Genomic DNA, 16,528 nt, shown 5'->3' with positions numbered 1-16,528 from the left:
CACCGCGTTGGTTACGCTTCACGGCATGACCGACGACGACGCGCAGAAGACCGAACGCAGAGAGATCGCCGACACGCTGGTCCGCGCGCTCGAACGACGCCATGAGCTTCTTGACGTCATCGTGGAGTCCCAGGACCACGACGCGGCCGTCGAGGCGATCGCTTCCATGCTCGGCACGACCTCTGCTGGGGGTGAGGCCGTGCTTCGGCTGTCCTTCGATCGGCTGACCAAGGTGTCACGGCGGCGGATTCGCGACGAACTCGCCGACCTGAACCACGAGCTGAGCTTCACCACAGGGGAGCGGCAGCCCGCCCCGGGCGAGAGCCTGGTGCTGCGGCCGTTCTCGGCGGACGCCGACCGCGACATTTTCGCCGCGCGCACAGAAGATGTCCGCGCGGCCGGTGACGGTTCGGGGGCGCCCGCGGGCGATCTGGATGACGAGATCCGCGCCGCCGTCGGCCGGGTGCATGCCGAAGAGGCGGTGTGGTTGGTGGCGATCGACGGGTCCGAGAAGGTCGGCATGGTGTTCGGCGAGTTGGCCAGTGGCGAGGTCAACGTTCGCATCTGGATCCGCCCGACATTCCGCAAGCATGGCTACGGCACTGCCGCACTGCGAAAGTCGCGCTCGGAGATGGCGGCGTATTTCCCCGCGGTGCCGCTGGTGGTGCGCGCGCCGGCCGCCGGGCCGCTGGGCGCCTGACGGACGGGCGTTCGCGCCGAAATCGACGTTTTGGCGCGCTTCTCTCGCACTTTTTCTGCGAAACCTCGGTTTGGGCGCCGCGCCTCCGCCACTTTGAGGTCTCGGGTTCGTAACATTCGCCCCAATGGCAACATTATTCTCATCTGCAACACGTCTGGCGAGCCTGCTGACGATCGTGGCGCTGTCGGCGTCACTGAACGCGTGCACTCCGAAACCCAACGGGCCGCAACCGGCCGCCGACGAGTTCTTCGCGGCGCTGGCCAAGGGCGACACCGGCAGCGCGTCGCAGCTGACCGACCGTCCTGAGGACGCCAGGGCCGCGCTCAACGAGGCATGGGCGGGTCTGCAGGCCACCTCGCTGGACGCGCAGGTGCTCGGCTCGAAGTTCGCCGAGGACACCGGCTCCGTCGCTTACCGCTACACCTGGCACCTGCCGAAGAACCGCACGTGGTCCTACGACGGCCAGCTTTCCATGGTGCGCAACGAGGGGAAATGGGAGGTGCGCTGGACCGCGACCGGTCTGCACCCGAAACTCGGTGAGCACCAGACGTTTGCGTTGCGGTCGGACCCCCCACGGCGGGCATCGGTCAACGAACGCGGCGGCACCGATGTGCTGGTGCCGGGCAACCTCTATGAATTCGCGCTGGACGCCAAGGCCGCCGGCGCCTACCTGATGCAGACGGCAACGGCGGTCGTCGGCGCGCTGCGGCCCTTCGACGACACCTTGGACCCGCAGCGGCTCGCGGAGGAGGCCAGTTCGTCCACCGGGCCGCTGAACTTGATCACCCTGCGCCAGTCCGATCGCGACCAGGTGGCCGCCGTCCTCGGCAACCGCCCGGGTCTGGTCATCACGCCGCAGGCCGAATTGTTGCCCACAGACGATCATTTCGCGCCTGCCATCATCGGTGAAGTCAAGAAGGCGGTGGTGAACGACCTTGACGGTCAGGCCGGTTGGCGGGTGGTGAGCGTCAACCAGAACGGCGTGGATGTCGACGTTCTCAACGAGGTGGCCGGGGCGCCCGCGCCGTCCGTCACGATCAGCCTGGACCGCGCCGTTCAGGACGCCGCGCAGAACGCCGTCAACGGCGTTGCGGGCAGGAAGGCGATGATCGTCGCGATCAAACCGTCGACCGGTGAGATCCTCGCGGTCGCGCAGAATGCCGATGCAGATGCCGACGGGCCCACCGCAACGACGGGTCTCTACCCGCCGGGCTCGACGTTCAAGATCGTCACCGCGGGCGCGGCCATTGAACGCGACATGGCAACGCCCAACACACTTCTCGGCTGCCCCGGCACGGTCGACATCGGGCACCGGACGATTCCGAACTACGGCGGCTTCGATCTCGGCACGGTGCCGATGTCGCGTGCCTTCGCCAGTTCGTGCAACACCACATTCGCCGAACTCGCCAGCCAGATGCCGCCGCGCGGCCTGACCCAGGCCGCCGCGCAATACGGGATCGGTCCCGACTACCAGATCGAAGGGATCAATACGGTCACCGGGTCGGTGCCGCCTACGGTCAACCTGGCCGAGCGCACGGAGGACGGCTTCGGGCAGGGCAAGGTCTTGGTCAGCCCGTTCGGTATGGCGATGGCGGCGGCGACGGTCGCCGCAGGCAAAACCCCTGTGCCGCAACTGATCGAAGGCCGTCAGACCGCTGTCACCGGCGACCAGAGTCCGATTACCCCGAAGATGATCGACGGGCTGCGGCCGATGATGCAGCTCGTGGTAACCAACGGCACCGCCAAAGACATCAACGGCATGGGCGACGTGCGCGGTAAGACCGGTGAAGCCGAATTCGAGGGCGGCTCGCATTCCTGGTTCGCCGGCTATCGCGGTGACATGGCATTCGCCGCGCTGATCGTCGGGGGTGGCAGCTCCGAATACGCGGTGCGGATGACGCGAGGCATGCTCGAAGGCCTGCCGCCGGGCTACCTGGCCTGAAACCTATTTCAGCGGCTCGGTGGGAACGTCGTAGCGCTCCTGGTAGGCGGCGACCTGCTCGCGCAACTGCTCGGCGTCCAGGCCGGTGTCGGCCCAGCTGTAGCGGCCGCCGCCGCCGTCGCCGGGATGGCCGGCAAGGTAGTCGCGCATCCTCTGTTCGGCGACGGGCGTCAGCTCGCGGTCCAGCCGACCGTACAGCGACCTGATCGTCGCAAAAGGGTCGCGCATGAAGTCGGCGAACTGGACGTCGATCACCTGGCCCGGCGGAAGCGATTCACGCAGCGTCATTCCGCGCTGCAACCCGACCACGATCTCCTCGCAGGATTGCACCGCGCAGTCGGCGATACTCGTCTCGTCGGATGCCATCCGGCGCAGGTGATTGGTCAGCGCACTGACCGACGAGATGACCTTCAACGGGTCACGGTGCGTCTGCACGATCACCGCATCGGGGTACGTCTCCAGCAAGGTGTCGAGCGTCCACAGATGGGCGGGCGATTTCAAAAGCCATTGGCCGCGGACGCCGGATTGCAGGTGCTGCAGGAAGATTCGGTGATACCGGTAGGCATGGCGGTGATCCGCCTCATACAGCAGCCACTTGTAGTAGGTCGGCAGCCGGTATTGGACCGAGAAGATCATGCTGCAGAACTGCGACGCGGTGATCCGGACACACTCCTGCCCGACTTGCGCGCCCATCGGATGCCAACTCATGAACCCGGGAATGATCTGTTCGCTCATCTCCAGGCTGGCCTGGGTTTCGGCGATCCGCGGGTCGGTCTCGTAGGTGTCGGGCCGCGGCACCGGAAGGGGGGCGTCGACCTCCCACGTCAGCGGCGGGCGCAGCGCCGGGTCCTGTGCGAGCAGGTCGAACAGGATCGTGGTGCCGGTGCGGGGTTGCCCGACGATGAAGATCGGCCTCTCGACCGTCTCCTCGGCGATCTCCGGATGTACCTTGCGCCAATCCACCACCTGGAGCCGATTCTTCAATGCGCGCACCACATCCAGCGCCGCGATCTCGACACCGAGGTCGTTGAGTCGAGCCTCGGCCACGAACCCGTCGCACAGTAGGCCCAACCCCTCGCGCCACGTCTCCTTCTCGTCGAACTCTGTTCCGAAGTCCTCGCTGCCTGCCCACTGACAGGCCTGTTCGATCAATGCGGCGGGGTCGAACCGGTCGGCGGCGCTCACCGTGCTGCCCCGCGCACACTGACCGACATCTTCGGCGGGTCGGGGTTGTCCAGCCAGCGAAACACGACGAAGCCGCGGTGCCTGCCACCGGTGTCCAGCCAGTGGCCATGGCCGAAATCATTGGCGCCGACGGCGATTCGGACCACTCCGTCGGCATCGGGTGCCACACCCTTGTTGGTGACCGAGCTGTGTCGCCTGCGCGGTTCGAGGCACTCGTGCCAGATGTTCTCCAGCGTGACGTTCCAGTAGCGGGTGTCGGGCGGTTCGAACTCGAGCACCAGCGACTCGTCGGTGGCTAGCCGAAACGTGCCGAGCATGTACAGGTTGTCCGGTGTGGTGTCGGCCTCGCCGAGATCGGCGGCCTCCGAGGTGACGAGCGTGTTGGGCTGGTCCATCAGCTCGGGTTTGATGGTGCGGTGCAGGGTGGTCAGCTTCATGATGGTCCAGGCCATCGCGGTGAACTGTTCTGCCGCCTCGTCATCGGTGATCGTCTGCGGCGGGTGTGCGGTCAGCGGCTCGATATCGAGCGTCGCGGACTGCTCGGTGGCGGCGTCGGCGATGTATTCGCGGACGACGATCGACGTCGCGTCGTGCGGTATCTGCACCCACTGCGCTCCGTCGAGTTCGGCCGTTGACGGTTCGGTCGCCGAGAACACCAGCGCGAACGTGCCGTCATTCAGCTTCAGGTCGGTATCGCTGACATAGGCGGCCATGCGACGGGGCGTCATACCGGTGCCTGCCAGCACCTGCAGACCGAGATACGCGGTGGTGCCCCGCGTTCCGGTGACCCGGTAGGAGCGGTCGCCGCGGATCATCGCCAGCAGGTACCGCCCATCGGGGTTTGGCCCGCCGACCAGCCGGGTGGGTGAGCACATGTCGAAGAACCACGGCAGATCCGGGTCGGCCTCGACGGTGAGCTCCGAGCACAGCGCGGTGACCCGCGAGACGACGCCCAAGCCCTCCAGCATTTCGCGTTCGTTCTCGGCGTCCGCGGCCACGATGTTCGTGATGTCGCCGATCATCTTCTGCACGAAGGCCCATGCCTCGACGGTCTTGGGCACCCGCGAGCTGTCATTCGCCATGATGAGACAACTATCAGTACAGAGCCCGTCCGTTGGGCGATTCAGCTATTTGTGGCGGGCGACCGGCGGGCGGCTTCCTGCGCGAGCTGGACGCGGGAGGACAGTCCGAGCTTCGTATAGACGCGGGTGAGGTGCGACTGCACGGTCCGCGGCGAAACGAACAGCCGCGTGGCGATGTCTTTGTTGCCGAGCCCGTCGCTGACGAGCCGTACCACGTCTCGCTCGGCCGGAGTCAGCGAGCCCCAACCGCTCGACGGCCGCTTGCGTCCACCACGGCCGCGTTGCGCGTAGGCGATGGCCTCCTCGGTGGAGAGCGCTGCGCCCTCTGCCCATGCAGCATTGAAGTCGCTGTTGCCCATGGCATTTCGAAGCGACTCGACCGACGCGTCGTAGTCGGCTTGGTAGAACGGCAGACGGATCTCGCCGGTTCGCCGGCGAATGCCGTCCGCGGCGCCGAAGAGTCTGGCCGCTTCGCGGTGGCTGCCGGAACTGCCGGCTATATCCGCGAGATACTCGAAGGTGTTCGACGCCCCGAGGTACGCCTTGAGGTCGGAAAAGCAAGCGAGGGCTTCGTACGCGTCGCGCTCTGCCTGTTCGAGCTCACGTTGTTCGATCTCGATGCGCGCACGTATCGTCAGCGCCCATCCTCGTATCCATCCCGCTGTTGCAGCGACGGCGTCGTCGGCTCTCCGTTGCGCCGCGGCCAGATCCCCTCGCGCGAGGTTGAGCTGGGCAATGTAGACGCTGTTGATCGACGCGGTCCCGTGCAGGTTGCTGAGGTGCGACCAGCCGGCATCGGCCGCGTCCGATGCCAGTGCGATATCGCCGGCGGCCAGGTGCGAGGTCATCAACGAGATGTAAATCCCACCGAGATAGACACCCCCGAGTTCTGTGGCGGCTTCGATGGCGGACTCGGCGGCGAGCCTGGCCGCCCCTGCCTCTCCGTGGAAGGCGAGCGCATGCGGCAGAATCATGAGCGCAGTGACTTGCGACATCACGTCGTGATCGGCATCTGCGTCTGCCTCTACTGCGCGGTACTCGGCGATCGCTCGGGTGAGATCACCCTCGAACAGGTAGGCGCCGGCCAGCCGCCACCGGCATTGCCGCGAATTGAAGCCGTCACCGATGGTATCGGCAAGGTCGCGTCCTTCTTCTGCGGCTGCACGCACCGCCATAGGGTCGCCCGCGACGAAAGCGACCTGGGCCTGCTGCCCGAGAATCTGGGACAACCTCCAGTGGTCGCTGAGGTTGCGAGCCATTCCGATCGCTTCCGTGAAATAGCGTCCAGCCACCTCGGGGTCGTAGACGGCTGAGCTGCCGCACGCGGTGAGTGCTCGTAGCAACAACGCCGGATCGTCGAGCTCGCGGGCGCACGCGAGAGCTTCTTCCGCGTCCGCCAGGCGGTAGTCGGCCACCCACGCGTAGAGCACGGCCCTATCGGCAAGCGCTCGGGTGCGCACGTCGGGTGCGAGACCGATTGGCGGCTCACCGTCGGTGAAAGCCGCTTCGAACCATTCGAGTCCTTCCTGGATGCGACCGCGGGACACCCACAACGGCTGCAGTGAGCAAGCCATCTCCAAGGCGTTCCCGAGGTCGCCGGCTTCGATGCTCCAGCCGAAAGAGTTGCGGAGGTTGTCCATCTCCTGATCGGCCTGCTCGATGAGATGCTGATAATCAGTGCGCGCCGGGGCGTCCAAGAGCGCGGCCAACGCGGTGTAGTGATCGCGGTGACGCGACCGGACGGCTTCGGCCTCGCCCGATTCGCCAAGCTTCTCCTGCGCGTATTGGCGCACGGTCTCGAGCAACCGGTATCGCGTTCGGCCACTGGTGTTTTCGGCGATGACCAACGACTTGTCGACCAGCAGGGCCAGCTGATCGAGGATCTGATAGCGCTCCACTTCGGCGTCACCGGCGACGGCCTGGGCCGCGTCGAGGTCGAACCCGCCGAGGAAGACCGCCAGCCGCCGAAACAGGATTCGCTCGGTCTCGGTCAGCAGGGCATGCGACCAGTCCACCGACGCACGCAGGGTCTGCTGACGACGCACCGCCGTCCGTGCACCACCGGTCAAGAGACGGAAACGGTCGTGCAGGCCGCCGAGGATCTCCTCCAGCGAGAGTGCACGGACGCGGGCGGCGGCCAGCTCGATCGCCAGCGGCATGCCGTCGAGCCTCTTGCAGATCTCGGTCACGGCGGGGGCGTTGTCCGCGGCGATGGTGAACTCGGGCCGGACCCGGCGGGCCCTGTCGACGAACAGTTCGATGGCCTCGTCGGCCAGCGACAACGACGGCACCTGAAACGTCACCTCGCCGGGCACCCCAGTCGACTCACGGCTGGTGGCCAGTATCTGCAGCGCTGGACAGGCGGCCAGCAGGTCGGCAGAAAGCGTCGCGGCCGCGTCGAGCAGGTGCTCGCAGTTGTCCAACACGACGAGCATCGAACTGTCGCCGACGAATTTCGTCAGCGTCTCCATGGTCGAGCGGCCGGGCTGGTCGGGCAGGCCGAGAGCGCGGGCGACGGCCACGGGCACCACGGCCTCGTGCGTGACCGGTGCCAGGTCCACATAGGAGACACCGTCGCGGTATTCGGCCGCGATGCCTGCCGCGACTTGAATTGCCAGCCTCGTCTTGCCCGCACCACCGGCACCCGTCAGCGTCACAATTCGGTTGTCGGCCAACAGCGTGCGGATCTCGGCAATCTGCGTCACGCGGCCGACGAAGCTCGTCAACTGCGCCGGAAGCCTTTGTTCATCAGCGCTTTTCGCGACACGCAGCGGCGGGAACTCGTTGCGCAGATCCGGATGGCACAGCTGCGTCACCCGCTCCGGCCGAGGCAGATCGCGCAGCTCAACCGATCCCAGATCGGACAGCCAGGCGTCGCCGGGCAGCCAGTCGGCGACCAGCTGCTCTGCGGCGCCCGACAACACGGTCTGGCCGCCGTGGGCCAGGTCGCGTAGTCGTGCGGTCCTGTTGATGGTCGGCCCGATGTAGTTGCCCTCGTCGCGCAACTGCACCTGTCCGGTGTGCACGCCGATGCGCAGCCGGATCGGCGCCAGCGGCGCCCGCTGCAGATCCAGGGCGCACGCTACCGCGTCGCTGGCGCGGGCGAACGCCGCGACGAAGCTGTCGCCCTCACCCTGTTCGACCGGCCGCACCCCGCCGTGTGCCACGAGCAGTTCGACGAGGGCGGTATCAAGGCGTGCGACGGCGGCCGTCATCTCGTCAGGCTGGGTCTGCCACAGCCGCGTCGAGCCCTCGACGTCGGCCAGCAGCAACGTCACTGTGCCGGTGGGAAGCTCGCTCATGACCCCGCCTACTACCAGGTCGCTCCACTGCGTTTCGCTCATGCTAGCCAGCATCCGGCGCTCGCTGCGGTGGAAACATCAGCGTAAACGCGCAAACATCCGACCCGGGGATGCTTAATTCACGAAGAGGGCAGCGGCGGTATTTTGGAATGGCCATGACCGGTATCAACGAGCAACCCGCGGCGCTGCGCGTTTCCGACGCAGACCGCAACGGAACGCTGCGCCGCCTGCACAACGCCGTCGCCCTTGGCCTGATCGACATCGACGAGTTCGAGGAGCGCTCCGCGATGGTGTCGCAGGCGCGGCTGCGCACCGATCTCGACACCCTGGTCGACGACCTGCCCGGACCCGGCGCGATCGTCACGTCGGCGACCGACCGGGTCGAGCTGCGCGGCGTGATGGGCTCGTTGAAACGTCAGGGCGAGTGGACGGTGCCGACCCGGCTGGCGCTGTATCGCCGGATGGGCTCCGTCGACCTCGACCTGACCGGGGCGCGCTTCGCGGGTCCGATGGTCATCATCGAGCTCGACATGAAGTTCGGCGGGCTGGATCTCCGGCTGCCGGAGGGGGCCAGCGCGTCCATCGATGACGTCGAGGTCGTCGTCGGCAGCGCCCACGACCACCGCAAGGACGCGCCCGCGGAAGGCACGCCCCACGTCGTGCTCACCGGGAAGGTGGTCTGCGGCTCGGTCGACATCCGCGGGCCACGCAAGACCTTGTTCGGCCGCGATCGCCGCTAGCCGCGACCGACTACTCTGGTGTCATGCCTGTTCGCACCGCACTTCGCCCCGGCGTGGTGTCGCCGACCCTTCCGGTGCCCAATTCGATCGAGCGTCCCGAGTACGTATGGAAGCCGACGGCCAGGGAGGGCACAGAACCGTGGGTGCAGACGCCCGAGGTGATCGACAAGATGCGGGTTGCCGGTCGGATCGCGGCTGGTGCACTCGCCGAGGCCGGTAAGGCCGTCGCGCCGGGAGTCACGACCGACGAGCTCGACCGGATCGCACACGAGTTCATGGTCGACCACGGCGCCTACCCGTCGACGCTGGGCTACAAGGGTTACCCGAAGTCCTGCTGCACTTCGCTGAACGAGGTCATCTGCCACGGCATCCCGGATTCGACCGTCGTCGAGGACGGCGACATCGTCAACATCGACGTCACCGCCTACATCGGCGGTGTGCACGGCGACACCAACGCGACGTTTCTCGCAGGCGACGTGTCCGAGGAACATCGGCTGCTCGTCGAGCGCACGCACGAAGCGACGATTCGGGCGATCAAGGCCGTCCGACCGGGCCGCGCGCTGTCGGTCGTCGGGCGGGTCATCGAATCGTATGCAAACCGCTTCGGCTACAACGTCGTTCGCGACTTCACCGGGCACGGCATCGGCACCACGTTCCACAACGGTCTTGTGGTGCTGCACTACGACCAGCCCGCCGTCGAGACCATCATCGAGCCGGGCATGACGTTCACCATCGAGCCGATGATCAACCTCGGTGCGCTGGACTACGAGATCTGGGACGACGACTGGACCGTCGTCAACACCGACGGCAAGTGGACCGCGCAGTTCGAGCACACGCTGGTGGTCACCGACGACGGCGCCGAGATCCTGACCCAGCTGTGAGATTTCTCCCGCGAGCAGACGCAAAAGTACCCCTCGGGCCGCGAAATTGGGGACATTTGCGTCTGCTCGCGCTGAAAAGGTGACCCCGTGAGCGGGGCGTTGCTGATCGCAGGCACCACCTCCGACGCCGGAAAGTCCATGGTGGTCGCCGGGTTGTGCCGGCTGCTGGCGCGCAAGGGCATTGCGGTTGCGCCGTTCAAGGCGCAGAACATGTCGAACAACTCGGCCGTCACCGTCGAGGGCGGGGAGATCGGCCGGGCGCAGGCGATGCAGGCGCGCGCGGCGGGCCTTTCGCCAAGTGTCCGGTTCAACCCGATCCTGTTGAAGCCGGGAAGCGACCGCACGTCCCAGTTGGTGGTGCGCGGTCATGTCGCGGGCTCTGTGTCCGCGGGCGATTACTTCAAACACCGCGACATGCTTGCCGCGGTGGTATCCGATGAATTGAGATCGCTGCAAGCCGATTTCGACGCGGTCATCTGCGAGGGTGCCGGGTCACCCGCCGAGATCAACCTGCGCGCAACCGATCTGGCCAACATGGGGTTGGCGCGTGCGGCAAACCTGCCCGTCGTCCTGGTCGGCGACATCGACCGCGGCGGGCTGCTCGCCCACTTGTTCGGCACGGTTGCGATCCTCGCGCCGGAGGACCAGGCGCTCATCGCCGGTTTCGTGGTCAACAAGTTTCGCGGCGATCCGGCCCTGCTTGCGCCCGGGCTGGTACAGCTGGAACACCTGACCGGGCGGCCCACCTACGGCGTCGTGCCCTTCGACGACGGGTTCTGGCTCGACGCGGAGGACTCGGTGTCGGTGCAGGCCCATCGCGTCGTCGGGCAGCCACAACAGCCGATCGGCGAGCAGTGGCTGAGGGTGGCCGCGATCCGGTTGCCCCGCATCTCCAACTCCACCGACGTCGAGGCGCTGGCCTGCGAGCCCGGCGTGCTGGTGCGCTGGGTGACCGACCCCGCCGACCTGCCCGACGCCGACGTCGTCGTCATCCCCGGCAGCAAGGCGACGGTCGCCGACCTGACCTGGCTTCGCGACCGCGGCCTGGCCGACGGGATCGCCGCGCATGCCCGGTCCGGGCGGCCCGTGCTGGGTATCTGCGGTGGCTTCCAGATGCTGTGCCGCCGCATCGACGACGCCGTCGAGTCGGGTGCGGGTGGGGTCGGCGGCCTCGGTCTGCTCGACGCCGACATCGTGTTCGCCCCCGAAAAGACGCTTCGCCGACACGCGGCGCCGCTCTACGGCTACGAGATCCACCACGGCCAGGTGTCACGATCGGTCGACGACGACTGGCTCGGCGTGGGACTGCGGCGGGACGCGGTCTACGGCACGCACTGGCACGGCCTGTTCGACAACGACGACGTGCGGCGCCGCTGGCTCGCCGACGCCGCCGCGGCCGCGGGGCGGCACGGATTCGTCGTCGCCGATGACGTCGATGTGTCGGCGCGACGCGATGCCCAACTGGACCTGATGGCCGACCTGTTGGCCGCCCACACCGACATCGACGCGATCCTCGGGCTGCTTGAGACGCCACCGCCCCAGCGGCCGACCATCGTCACCTCGGTTTAGCCGTGCCCGCCACGCACCTTCTCGCCGGGCATCGCACACGATGCGCGCGTCACCAGCGACACCGGTAACACGGTTCGCCGTCGCAGCCGCCGGTCGGGCTCGTCGAGCCGGGCGAACAGGCGATCGGCCGCGAATCGCCCCATGGCGTCACCGTCCTGGTGGATCACGGTGATCGCGGGCTTGAGTGCCGCTGCAGTGGGGAAGTCGCCGAAACCGATCAACCCGATGTCTTTGCGGCGCAACCTCTGCAGGGCCGAGATCAATGCGATGGTGAAGCGGGCATTGGAGGAGAACACCGCGCTCGGCGGGTCCGGGGCGGCCAGCACCCGGCGCATCGCGGCCGTCAACGTCTCCACGTCGTGCTCGCCGACGTGGACGTGGTCGTGCGCCAGGCCTGCCTCGTCCAGCGCCTCCCGCCAGCCCTTCAATCGCAGCACACCCGTGTAGGTGTCGTCGCCCATGAACGCGATGCTGCGGTGGCCGTGCGCGATGAGGTGGCGCGTCGCGTCGCGTCCGCCGCCCACATCGTCCTGGACCACCGCATCCGCGTTCAGTTTCCCTGGTTCCCGGTCGACGAACACCAGCGGTGCGCGTTTCTGCCATGGCCGCAGGTAGGACATGTCGCGGCCGACGGGGCAGATGATCATGCCGGCTACCTGCCGCTTCAACACCGCTTCGATGGACCGCTGCTCGTGGGAGGGTTCCCAGCCCACGGTGGTCAGGATGACTGCGACGTCGCGCTTGCTGGCCTCGCGCTCGACCGCGTCGATGATGCTGGCGAAGAAGGGATCTGCCACACCGGGAACGGCGACGCCGATGGCGGCGTCTCGTCCTGCACGGAACGTGACGGCCAGCATGTTGGGGACATACTGCAATTCCTCGATCGCAGCCTCGACGCGCTCGCGCACATCGGCGGACACATAGCGGTCGTTGTTGACCACCCGCGAGACGGTCTTTGCGCTGACGCCTGCGCGGTGGGCGACATCGCGCATCGTGGTCATCGACCGGTCCTCCTCGTGCGATCAGCGGTCAGTATGTCACCGATGTCATACCGCTGACTGCGATTTCTTCTGACACCGGTGACATAGTCGCGAAGGTGGCGTACTGTCCGGCACAGGCCGAGAGCGAGCGTGACGTAGGTAACACAGATGGGAGGCGCCGAACGAGTGTCCGCGCAACCGCAACTCCTGCCTCCGAATGTGGTTCCGCACTGGTACGCGGGCGGCCCCGCCTTGGCCGCGTGGCGCGGCCTTCCGCCGGTAGGGGAGTCCTCTCCCGAGGAGTGGATCGGCGCCACGGTCGCCCGGTTCGGCGAACCCGACCTCGGCCCGGCCCCGATGGCGTCTGGAGAGCTGTTACGCGACGCGATCGCCCGCGATCCCGTCGGTTGGCTCGGCCGCGACGACGGCGAGCCCGGTGACACCGGTGTGCTGGTGAAGCTGCTGGACGCCGGGCAACGGCTGCCCGTACATGTGCACCCCACCAGGGAGTTCGCGTGCCGTCATCTCGGATGTCCGTACGGAAAAACCGAGGCGTGGTACATCCTGCAGGCCGCCGGCGATGCGACGGTCTGGGTCGGGTGGCGCGAAGAGGTTGCGCCCGAACGGCTCTCGAGCCTGGTCGACACGCAGGACACCGAGGCGATGCTGGCGTTGATGAATCGGATCCCGGTGCGACCGGGCGACGGGGTGCTGGTGCCGGGCGGCACGCCGCACGCCATCGGACAGGGCGTTTTGCTCATCGAGGCGCAGGAACCGACCGATCAGTCGATCCTGTTGGAGCGGGTCAACACCGCCGCATCCGACGACGAGATCTTCCTCGGCCTCGACCGCGATGTCGCGCTGTCGGCCGTCGACGTCGAGGCACTCGCCGACGTCGGCGGACTGACGCGCCACACCCGCGCCGAGACGGCGGGCCTGACTGACGTCCTGCCCGATGCGGCGGCGGAGTACTTCCGGATGGAGGTGCTCACAGCGCGGGCCGACGTCCCCGCGGGTTTCGCCGTCGCGGTGGTGCTTTCCGGCGAGGGGACGGTTCGGTCCGCCGACGGCGACCCCATCGTGGTGAGGGCGGGCAACACGGTGGTCGTGCCGTCGGTCGCAGGCGACTGGCACGTCGACGGCGAGGTACGACTGCTCGTCTGCAGGCCTGGCGAATCCTGGCCGCCACCGCAGGCACCTAACGCACGGGAGGGCGCGCCATGACCGCACTTCTGGAGGCGCGTGGCCTTTCGCGCAGCTTCGGCCATGTCCGGGCGCTCGACGGCGCCGACTTCGACGTGCAACCCGGCGAGATCGTCGGCCTGATCGGCGACAACGGGGCGGGCAAGTCGACACTCATCAAGGCGATGTCGGGCAACCTCGACCTGGACGAAGGTGAGATCTACTTCGACGGTGACCGGGTCCGGCTGTCCGGCCCGCGGCACGCCGAAGAACTCGGCATCGAAGTCGTCTATCAGGATCTGGCCCTCGCGCCACACCTCAACCCAGTCCAGAATGTCTTTCTCGGCAGAGAGATTTCCCGGAAAGGCCTTCTCGGACATCTCGGGTTCATGGACGAGAAGGAGATGCGCCGCCGCGCGAAGGAATCATTCGCCCAACTGGGGGCGACAGTGAATTCGCTTGCCGCACCGGTTCGTTCGATGTCGGGCGGCCAGCGGCAGGGGATCGCCATAGCCAGGGCGATGGCGTGGGCGAACAAGGTGCTGATTCTCGACGAGCCGACCGCGGCGCTGGGAGTCGTGCAGACCAAGAACGTGCTCGAGTCGGTCAAACGGGTGCGGGACAAGGGTATAGCAGTGGTGTTCGTCAGCCATTCGATGCCGCACGTGCTCGATGTGTGTGACCGTATCCAGGTGTTGCGTCTCGGTAGGCGCGTCGCCACTTTCCCTGGCCGCGAGACCACTGTCGAGGAGCTCGTCGGCGCGATGACGGGGGCGCTGGATTCACGGGAAGACGTCGCATGAGTTTCGAGCGAGAAGCATGAACACCGTCGCCGGTTCGACAGCGGTCTCCGCAGAGGCCCCCGACATGGACCCGTCAAGTTCGTTCCTCAAACGCGTTGCAGGTCTTCAGGCATTCTGGATTCTCGGCGTCCTGATCGTCATCTGCCTGTGCTTCGCGGTCCTCGCCGGGGACCGCTTCCTGTCCGCCGGGAACTTCTCGTTGATCTCCCAGAACGTCGCGGTGTGGGCCGTGCTCGGCGTCGGCATGACGTTCGTGATCATCACCTCGGGCATCGACCTTTCGGTCGGCTCGGTGCTGGTATTCGCGTCGGTGGTGTCGGCAAAGGTGATGGAGGCGATGGGTGGCACGGGTCCCGGGGTGGCGGCCGTCGGCTTGGTTGCCGCCATCGTGGGCGGTATGGCGTGGGGCATCGTGAACGGAGTGTTGGTGGCGGTGGCCAGGGTGCCCGCGCTGATCGTCACCCTCGGCACTCTCTCGGTCGCGCTCGGTCTGGCTCAGGTGCTCACCGGCGGCATCGACATCCGGTCCGTGCCCAGCGAGCTCACCGATTTCAGCGTCTACACAAAGGTATTGGGCATTCCCGGCCTGCCGTTCGTGGCCCTGGTGGTCGTGGTGATCGGTGGAATCCTGCTGCACAAGACCAGGTTCGGCAGGTACACCTACGCGATCGGCTCGAACGAGGAGGCGGCGCGCCGCACCGGCATCAAGGTGACGCGGCACCTGGTGCTCGTCTACACGTTCGCCGGCACGCTGGCAGGCATCGGTGCGATTCTCACCCTCGCCCAGTTCGGCACCACCACGATCGCCGGGCAGTCGCTGACCAACCTCAACGTGATCGCCGCCGTGGTGATCGGAGGCACGTCCATCTTCGGTGGTGAAGGCAGCATCTTCGGCACCGTCGTCGGCCTGTTCATCCCCGCGGTCCTGCAGTCCGGGTTCGTCATCATCGGTGTACAGCCGTTCTGGCAGGGTGTCGCGGTCGGCACGGTGCTGATCGCCGCCGTCTATGTCGATCAGTCCCGGCGCGCGGCAGCGCTGCGAGGTGCGCGCTCCAGAAGCTTGTTCAAACGCAGAAAGTCGCAATGAAAGGAACGCCAGTGAACCGTAAACGCGCACTGCTGGCCGCGGGAATGTTGGGCACCGTGGTACTAGCGCTGTCTTCCTGTACGTCGTCGAAACCCGAATCATCCGATGCGGGGGAGGCGTCGAACGGCAACTCACAGGAAGCTGCCGCGACAACTGTGGCCGCACCGCCAAAGGCGAGCAAGGAATACAACATTGCGTTGCTGCAGGGAGTCACCGGCGACCAGTTCTACATCACGATGCAATGTGGTGCCCAGGACGAGGCGGCCAAGTTGGGTGTGAAGGTCTCGACGCAGGGGCCGCAGAAGTTCGACCCGACGCTGCAGAAGCCCATCCTCGATTCGATCGTGGCCGCCAAACCCGACGCGCTGCTGGTCGCACCAACCGACGTCAAGGCCATGCAGCAGCCGCTCCAACAGGCGGCCGCCGCCGGAATCAAGGTGGTCCTGGTGGACACCACGACCGATGATCCGTCGTATGCGGTGTCGCAGATCGCCAGTGACAACGAAGGCGGCGGCCGGGCGGCCTTCGAGGCGATCAAGAAGCTGCGCCCCGAGGGCGGCAAGGTCATGGTGATGAATATCGATCCCGGCGTCTCGACGACCGACGCCCGTGCCAAGGGGTTCGAGGAAGCCGTCAAGGGCGACAGCAAGTTTCAATACGTCGGCGTCCAATACAGCCACAATGATCCGGCGACCGCCGCACAGCTGATCGGCGCACAGCTGCAGAAGGATCCGGATCTCGTTGGCGTGTTCGCCACGAATCTGTTCTCAGCCGAGGGTTCGGCGACCGGCGTCCGGCAGGCGGGCAAGAGCGGCCAGGTACAGGTCGTCGGCTTCGACGCCGGTCCCAATCAGATCCAAGCGCTGCGGCAGGGCACCGTCCAGGCGCTCGTCGCGCAGGATCCTGGGCTCATCGGCAAGTTCGGTGTCGACGAGGCGGTCACGGCACTCGATGGCGGCGAGAACACCAAGAAAGTGCAGACCGGCTTCACGATCATCACGCCGGAGAACCTCGACGGCGAAGGCGGCGCGGCGGCGTACAAGTCGAATTGCTGAGCGGGCGTGACGATCCTGGC

At 66.8% G+C, this 16,528-nt stretch carries 13 protein-coding genes; 9 read left to right on the top strand and 4 right to left on the bottom strand.

Annotated elements, in window-relative coordinates; all coding sequences use genetic code 11:
* Positions 1 to 25: 25 nt before the first annotated feature.
* Both D6M19_RS03120 and D6M19_RS03115 read left to right on the top strand, forming a co-directional pair.
* On the top strand, positions 26 to 700 hold the full coding sequence (locus tag D6M19_RS03120) for a GNAT family N-acetyltransferase (RefSeq protein WP_123023720.1): 675 nt from the start codon (positions 26 to 28) through the stop codon (positions 698 to 700).
* 124 nt (positions 701 to 824) lie between these two features.
* The gene (locus tag D6M19_RS03115) at positions 825 to 2,642 is read left to right on the top strand and encodes a penicillin-binding transpeptidase domain-containing protein (protein WP_123023719.1); all 1,818 of its coding nucleotides are present in this window, start codon (positions 825 to 827) and stop codon (positions 2,640 to 2,642) included.
* A 3-nt stretch (positions 2,643 to 2,645) separates the two neighbouring features.
* Here the strand turns inward: D6M19_RS03115 and D6M19_RS03110 are convergent, their stop codons facing one another.
* The 3 genes from D6M19_RS03110 to D6M19_RS03100 are packed head-to-tail and all read right to left on the bottom strand — an operon-like array spanning position 2,646 to position 8,253.
* A complete protein-coding gene (locus tag D6M19_RS03110) occupies positions 2,646 to 3,827 on the bottom strand; it encodes a sulfotransferase family protein (protein ID WP_123023718.1) in 1,182 nt (393 codons plus the stop codon).
* The gene (locus D6M19_RS03105) at positions 3,824 to 4,909 is read right to left on the bottom strand and encodes a DUF1214 domain-containing protein (RefSeq protein WP_123023717.1); all 1,086 of its coding nucleotides are present in this window, start codon (positions 4,907 to 4,909) and stop codon (positions 3,824 to 3,826) included. Before D6M19_RS03105 ends, D6M19_RS03110 begins: the two co-directional genes overlap by 4 nt.
* A gap of 41 nt (positions 4,910 to 4,950) precedes the next feature.
* On the bottom strand, positions 4,951 to 8,253 hold the full coding sequence (locus D6M19_RS03100) for a helix-turn-helix transcriptional regulator (RefSeq protein ID WP_234834679.1): 3,303 nt from the start codon (positions 8,251 to 8,253) through the stop codon (positions 4,951 to 4,953).
* Positions 8,254 to 8,366: 113 nt separating this feature from the next.
* Here D6M19_RS03100 and D6M19_RS03095 point away from each other — a divergent pair, with 113 nt between their 5' ends.
* From D6M19_RS03095 to D6M19_RS03085, 3 genes are all read left to right on the top strand, one after another.
* Complete coding sequence (locus D6M19_RS03095) at positions 8,367 to 8,951, top strand: DUF1707 SHOCT-like domain-containing protein (RefSeq protein WP_123024103.1); 585 nt, start codon at positions 8,367 to 8,369, stop codon at positions 8,949 to 8,951.
* Between the two features lie 23 nt (positions 8,952 to 8,974).
* Positions 8,975 to 9,832: a type I methionyl aminopeptidase gene (gene map / locus D6M19_RS03090; protein WP_123023715.1), complete on the top strand. Its 858-nt coding sequence runs from the start codon at positions 8,975 to 8,977 to the stop codon at positions 9,830 to 9,832.
* An 87-nt stretch (positions 9,833 to 9,919) separates the two neighbouring features.
* The gene (locus D6M19_RS03085) at positions 9,920 to 11,401 is read left to right on the top strand and encodes a cobyric acid synthase (protein ID WP_123023714.1); all 1,482 of its coding nucleotides are present in this window, start codon (positions 9,920 to 9,922) and stop codon (positions 11,399 to 11,401) included.
* On the opposite strand, the gene D6M19_RS03080 is transcribed toward D6M19_RS03085, so the two are convergent.
* Complete coding sequence (locus D6M19_RS03080; RefSeq protein ID WP_123023713.1) at positions 11,398 to 12,402, bottom strand: LacI family DNA-binding transcriptional regulator; 1,005 nt, start codon at positions 12,400 to 12,402, stop codon at positions 11,398 to 11,400. The genes D6M19_RS03085 and D6M19_RS03080 overlap by 4 nt on opposite strands.
* 147 nt (positions 12,403 to 12,549) lie before the next feature.
* On the opposite strand from D6M19_RS03080, the gene D6M19_RS03075 reads away from it, so the two are divergent.
* Genes D6M19_RS03075 through D6M19_RS03060 form a run of 4 tightly spaced genes read left to right on the top strand, consistent with a single transcriptional unit; the run spans position 12,550 to position 16,508 of the window.
* On the top strand, positions 12,550 to 13,605 hold the full coding sequence (locus D6M19_RS03075) for a class I mannose-6-phosphate isomerase (protein ID WP_123023712.1): 1,056 nt from the start codon (positions 12,550 to 12,552) through the stop codon (positions 13,603 to 13,605).
* Complete coding sequence (locus tag D6M19_RS03070; protein ID WP_123023711.1) at positions 13,602 to 14,366, top strand: ATP-binding cassette domain-containing protein; 765 nt, start codon at positions 13,602 to 13,604, stop codon at positions 14,364 to 14,366. The genes D6M19_RS03075 and D6M19_RS03070 overlap by 4 nt, the downstream gene beginning before the upstream one ends.
* 16 nt (positions 14,367 to 14,382) lie before the next feature.
* A complete protein-coding gene (locus D6M19_RS03065; RefSeq protein WP_123023710.1) occupies positions 14,383 to 15,453 on the top strand; it encodes an ABC transporter permease in 1,071 nt (356 codons plus the stop codon).
* Between the two features lie 11 nt (positions 15,454 to 15,464).
* A complete protein-coding gene (locus tag D6M19_RS03060) occupies positions 15,465 to 16,508 on the top strand; it encodes an ABC transporter substrate-binding protein (RefSeq protein ID WP_123023709.1) in 1,044 nt (347 codons plus the stop codon).
* Positions 16,509 to 16,528: the final 20 nt, after the last annotated feature.

This window comes from Mycolicibacterium stellerae, from assembly GCF_003719305.1.
GTDB lineage: Bacteria > Actinomycetota > Actinomycetes > Mycobacteriales > Mycobacteriaceae > Mycobacterium > Mycobacterium stellerae.
The sequence above is the reverse complement of the archived record's forward strand: the minus strand, read 5'-3'. Positions and strand labels throughout refer to the sequence as shown.

Bases quoted from the DNA above. Each gene is read 5' to 3' on its own strand.
- D6M19_RS03120 (WP_123023720.1), top strand. From the start codon at position 26: ATGACCGACGACGACGCGCAGAAGACCGAACGCAGAGAGATCGCCGAC.
- D6M19_RS03115 (WP_123023719.1), top strand. From the start codon at position 825: ATGGCAACATTATTCTCATCTGCAACACGTCTGGCGAGCCTGCTGACG.
- map (WP_123023715.1), top strand. From the start codon at position 8,975: ATGCCTGTTCGCACCGCACTTCGCCCCGGCGTGGTGTCGCCGACCCTT.
- D6M19_RS03095 (WP_123024103.1), top strand. From the start codon at position 8,367: ATGACCGGTATCAACGAGCAACCCGCGGCGCTGCGCGTTTCCGACGCA.
- D6M19_RS03075 (WP_123023712.1), top strand. From the start codon at position 12,550: ATGGGAGGCGCCGAACGAGTGTCCGCGCAACCGCAACTCCTGCCTCCG.
- D6M19_RS03105 (WP_123023717.1), bottom strand. From the start codon at position 4,909: ATGGCGAATGACAGCTCGCGGGTGCCCAAGACCGTCGAGGCATGGGCC.
- D6M19_RS03080 (WP_123023713.1), bottom strand. From the start codon at position 12,402: ATGACCACGATGCGCGATGTCGCCCACCGCGCAGGCGTCAGCGCAAAG.
- D6M19_RS03065 (WP_123023710.1), top strand. From the start codon at position 14,383: ATGAACACCGTCGCCGGTTCGACAGCGGTCTCCGCAGAGGCCCCCGAC.
- D6M19_RS03070 (WP_123023711.1), top strand. From the start codon at position 13,602: ATGACCGCACTTCTGGAGGCGCGTGGCCTTTCGCGCAGCTTCGGCCAT.
- D6M19_RS03100 (WP_234834679.1), bottom strand. From the start codon at position 8,253: ATGAGCGAAACGCAGTGGAGCGACCTGGTAGTAGGCGGGGTCATGAGC.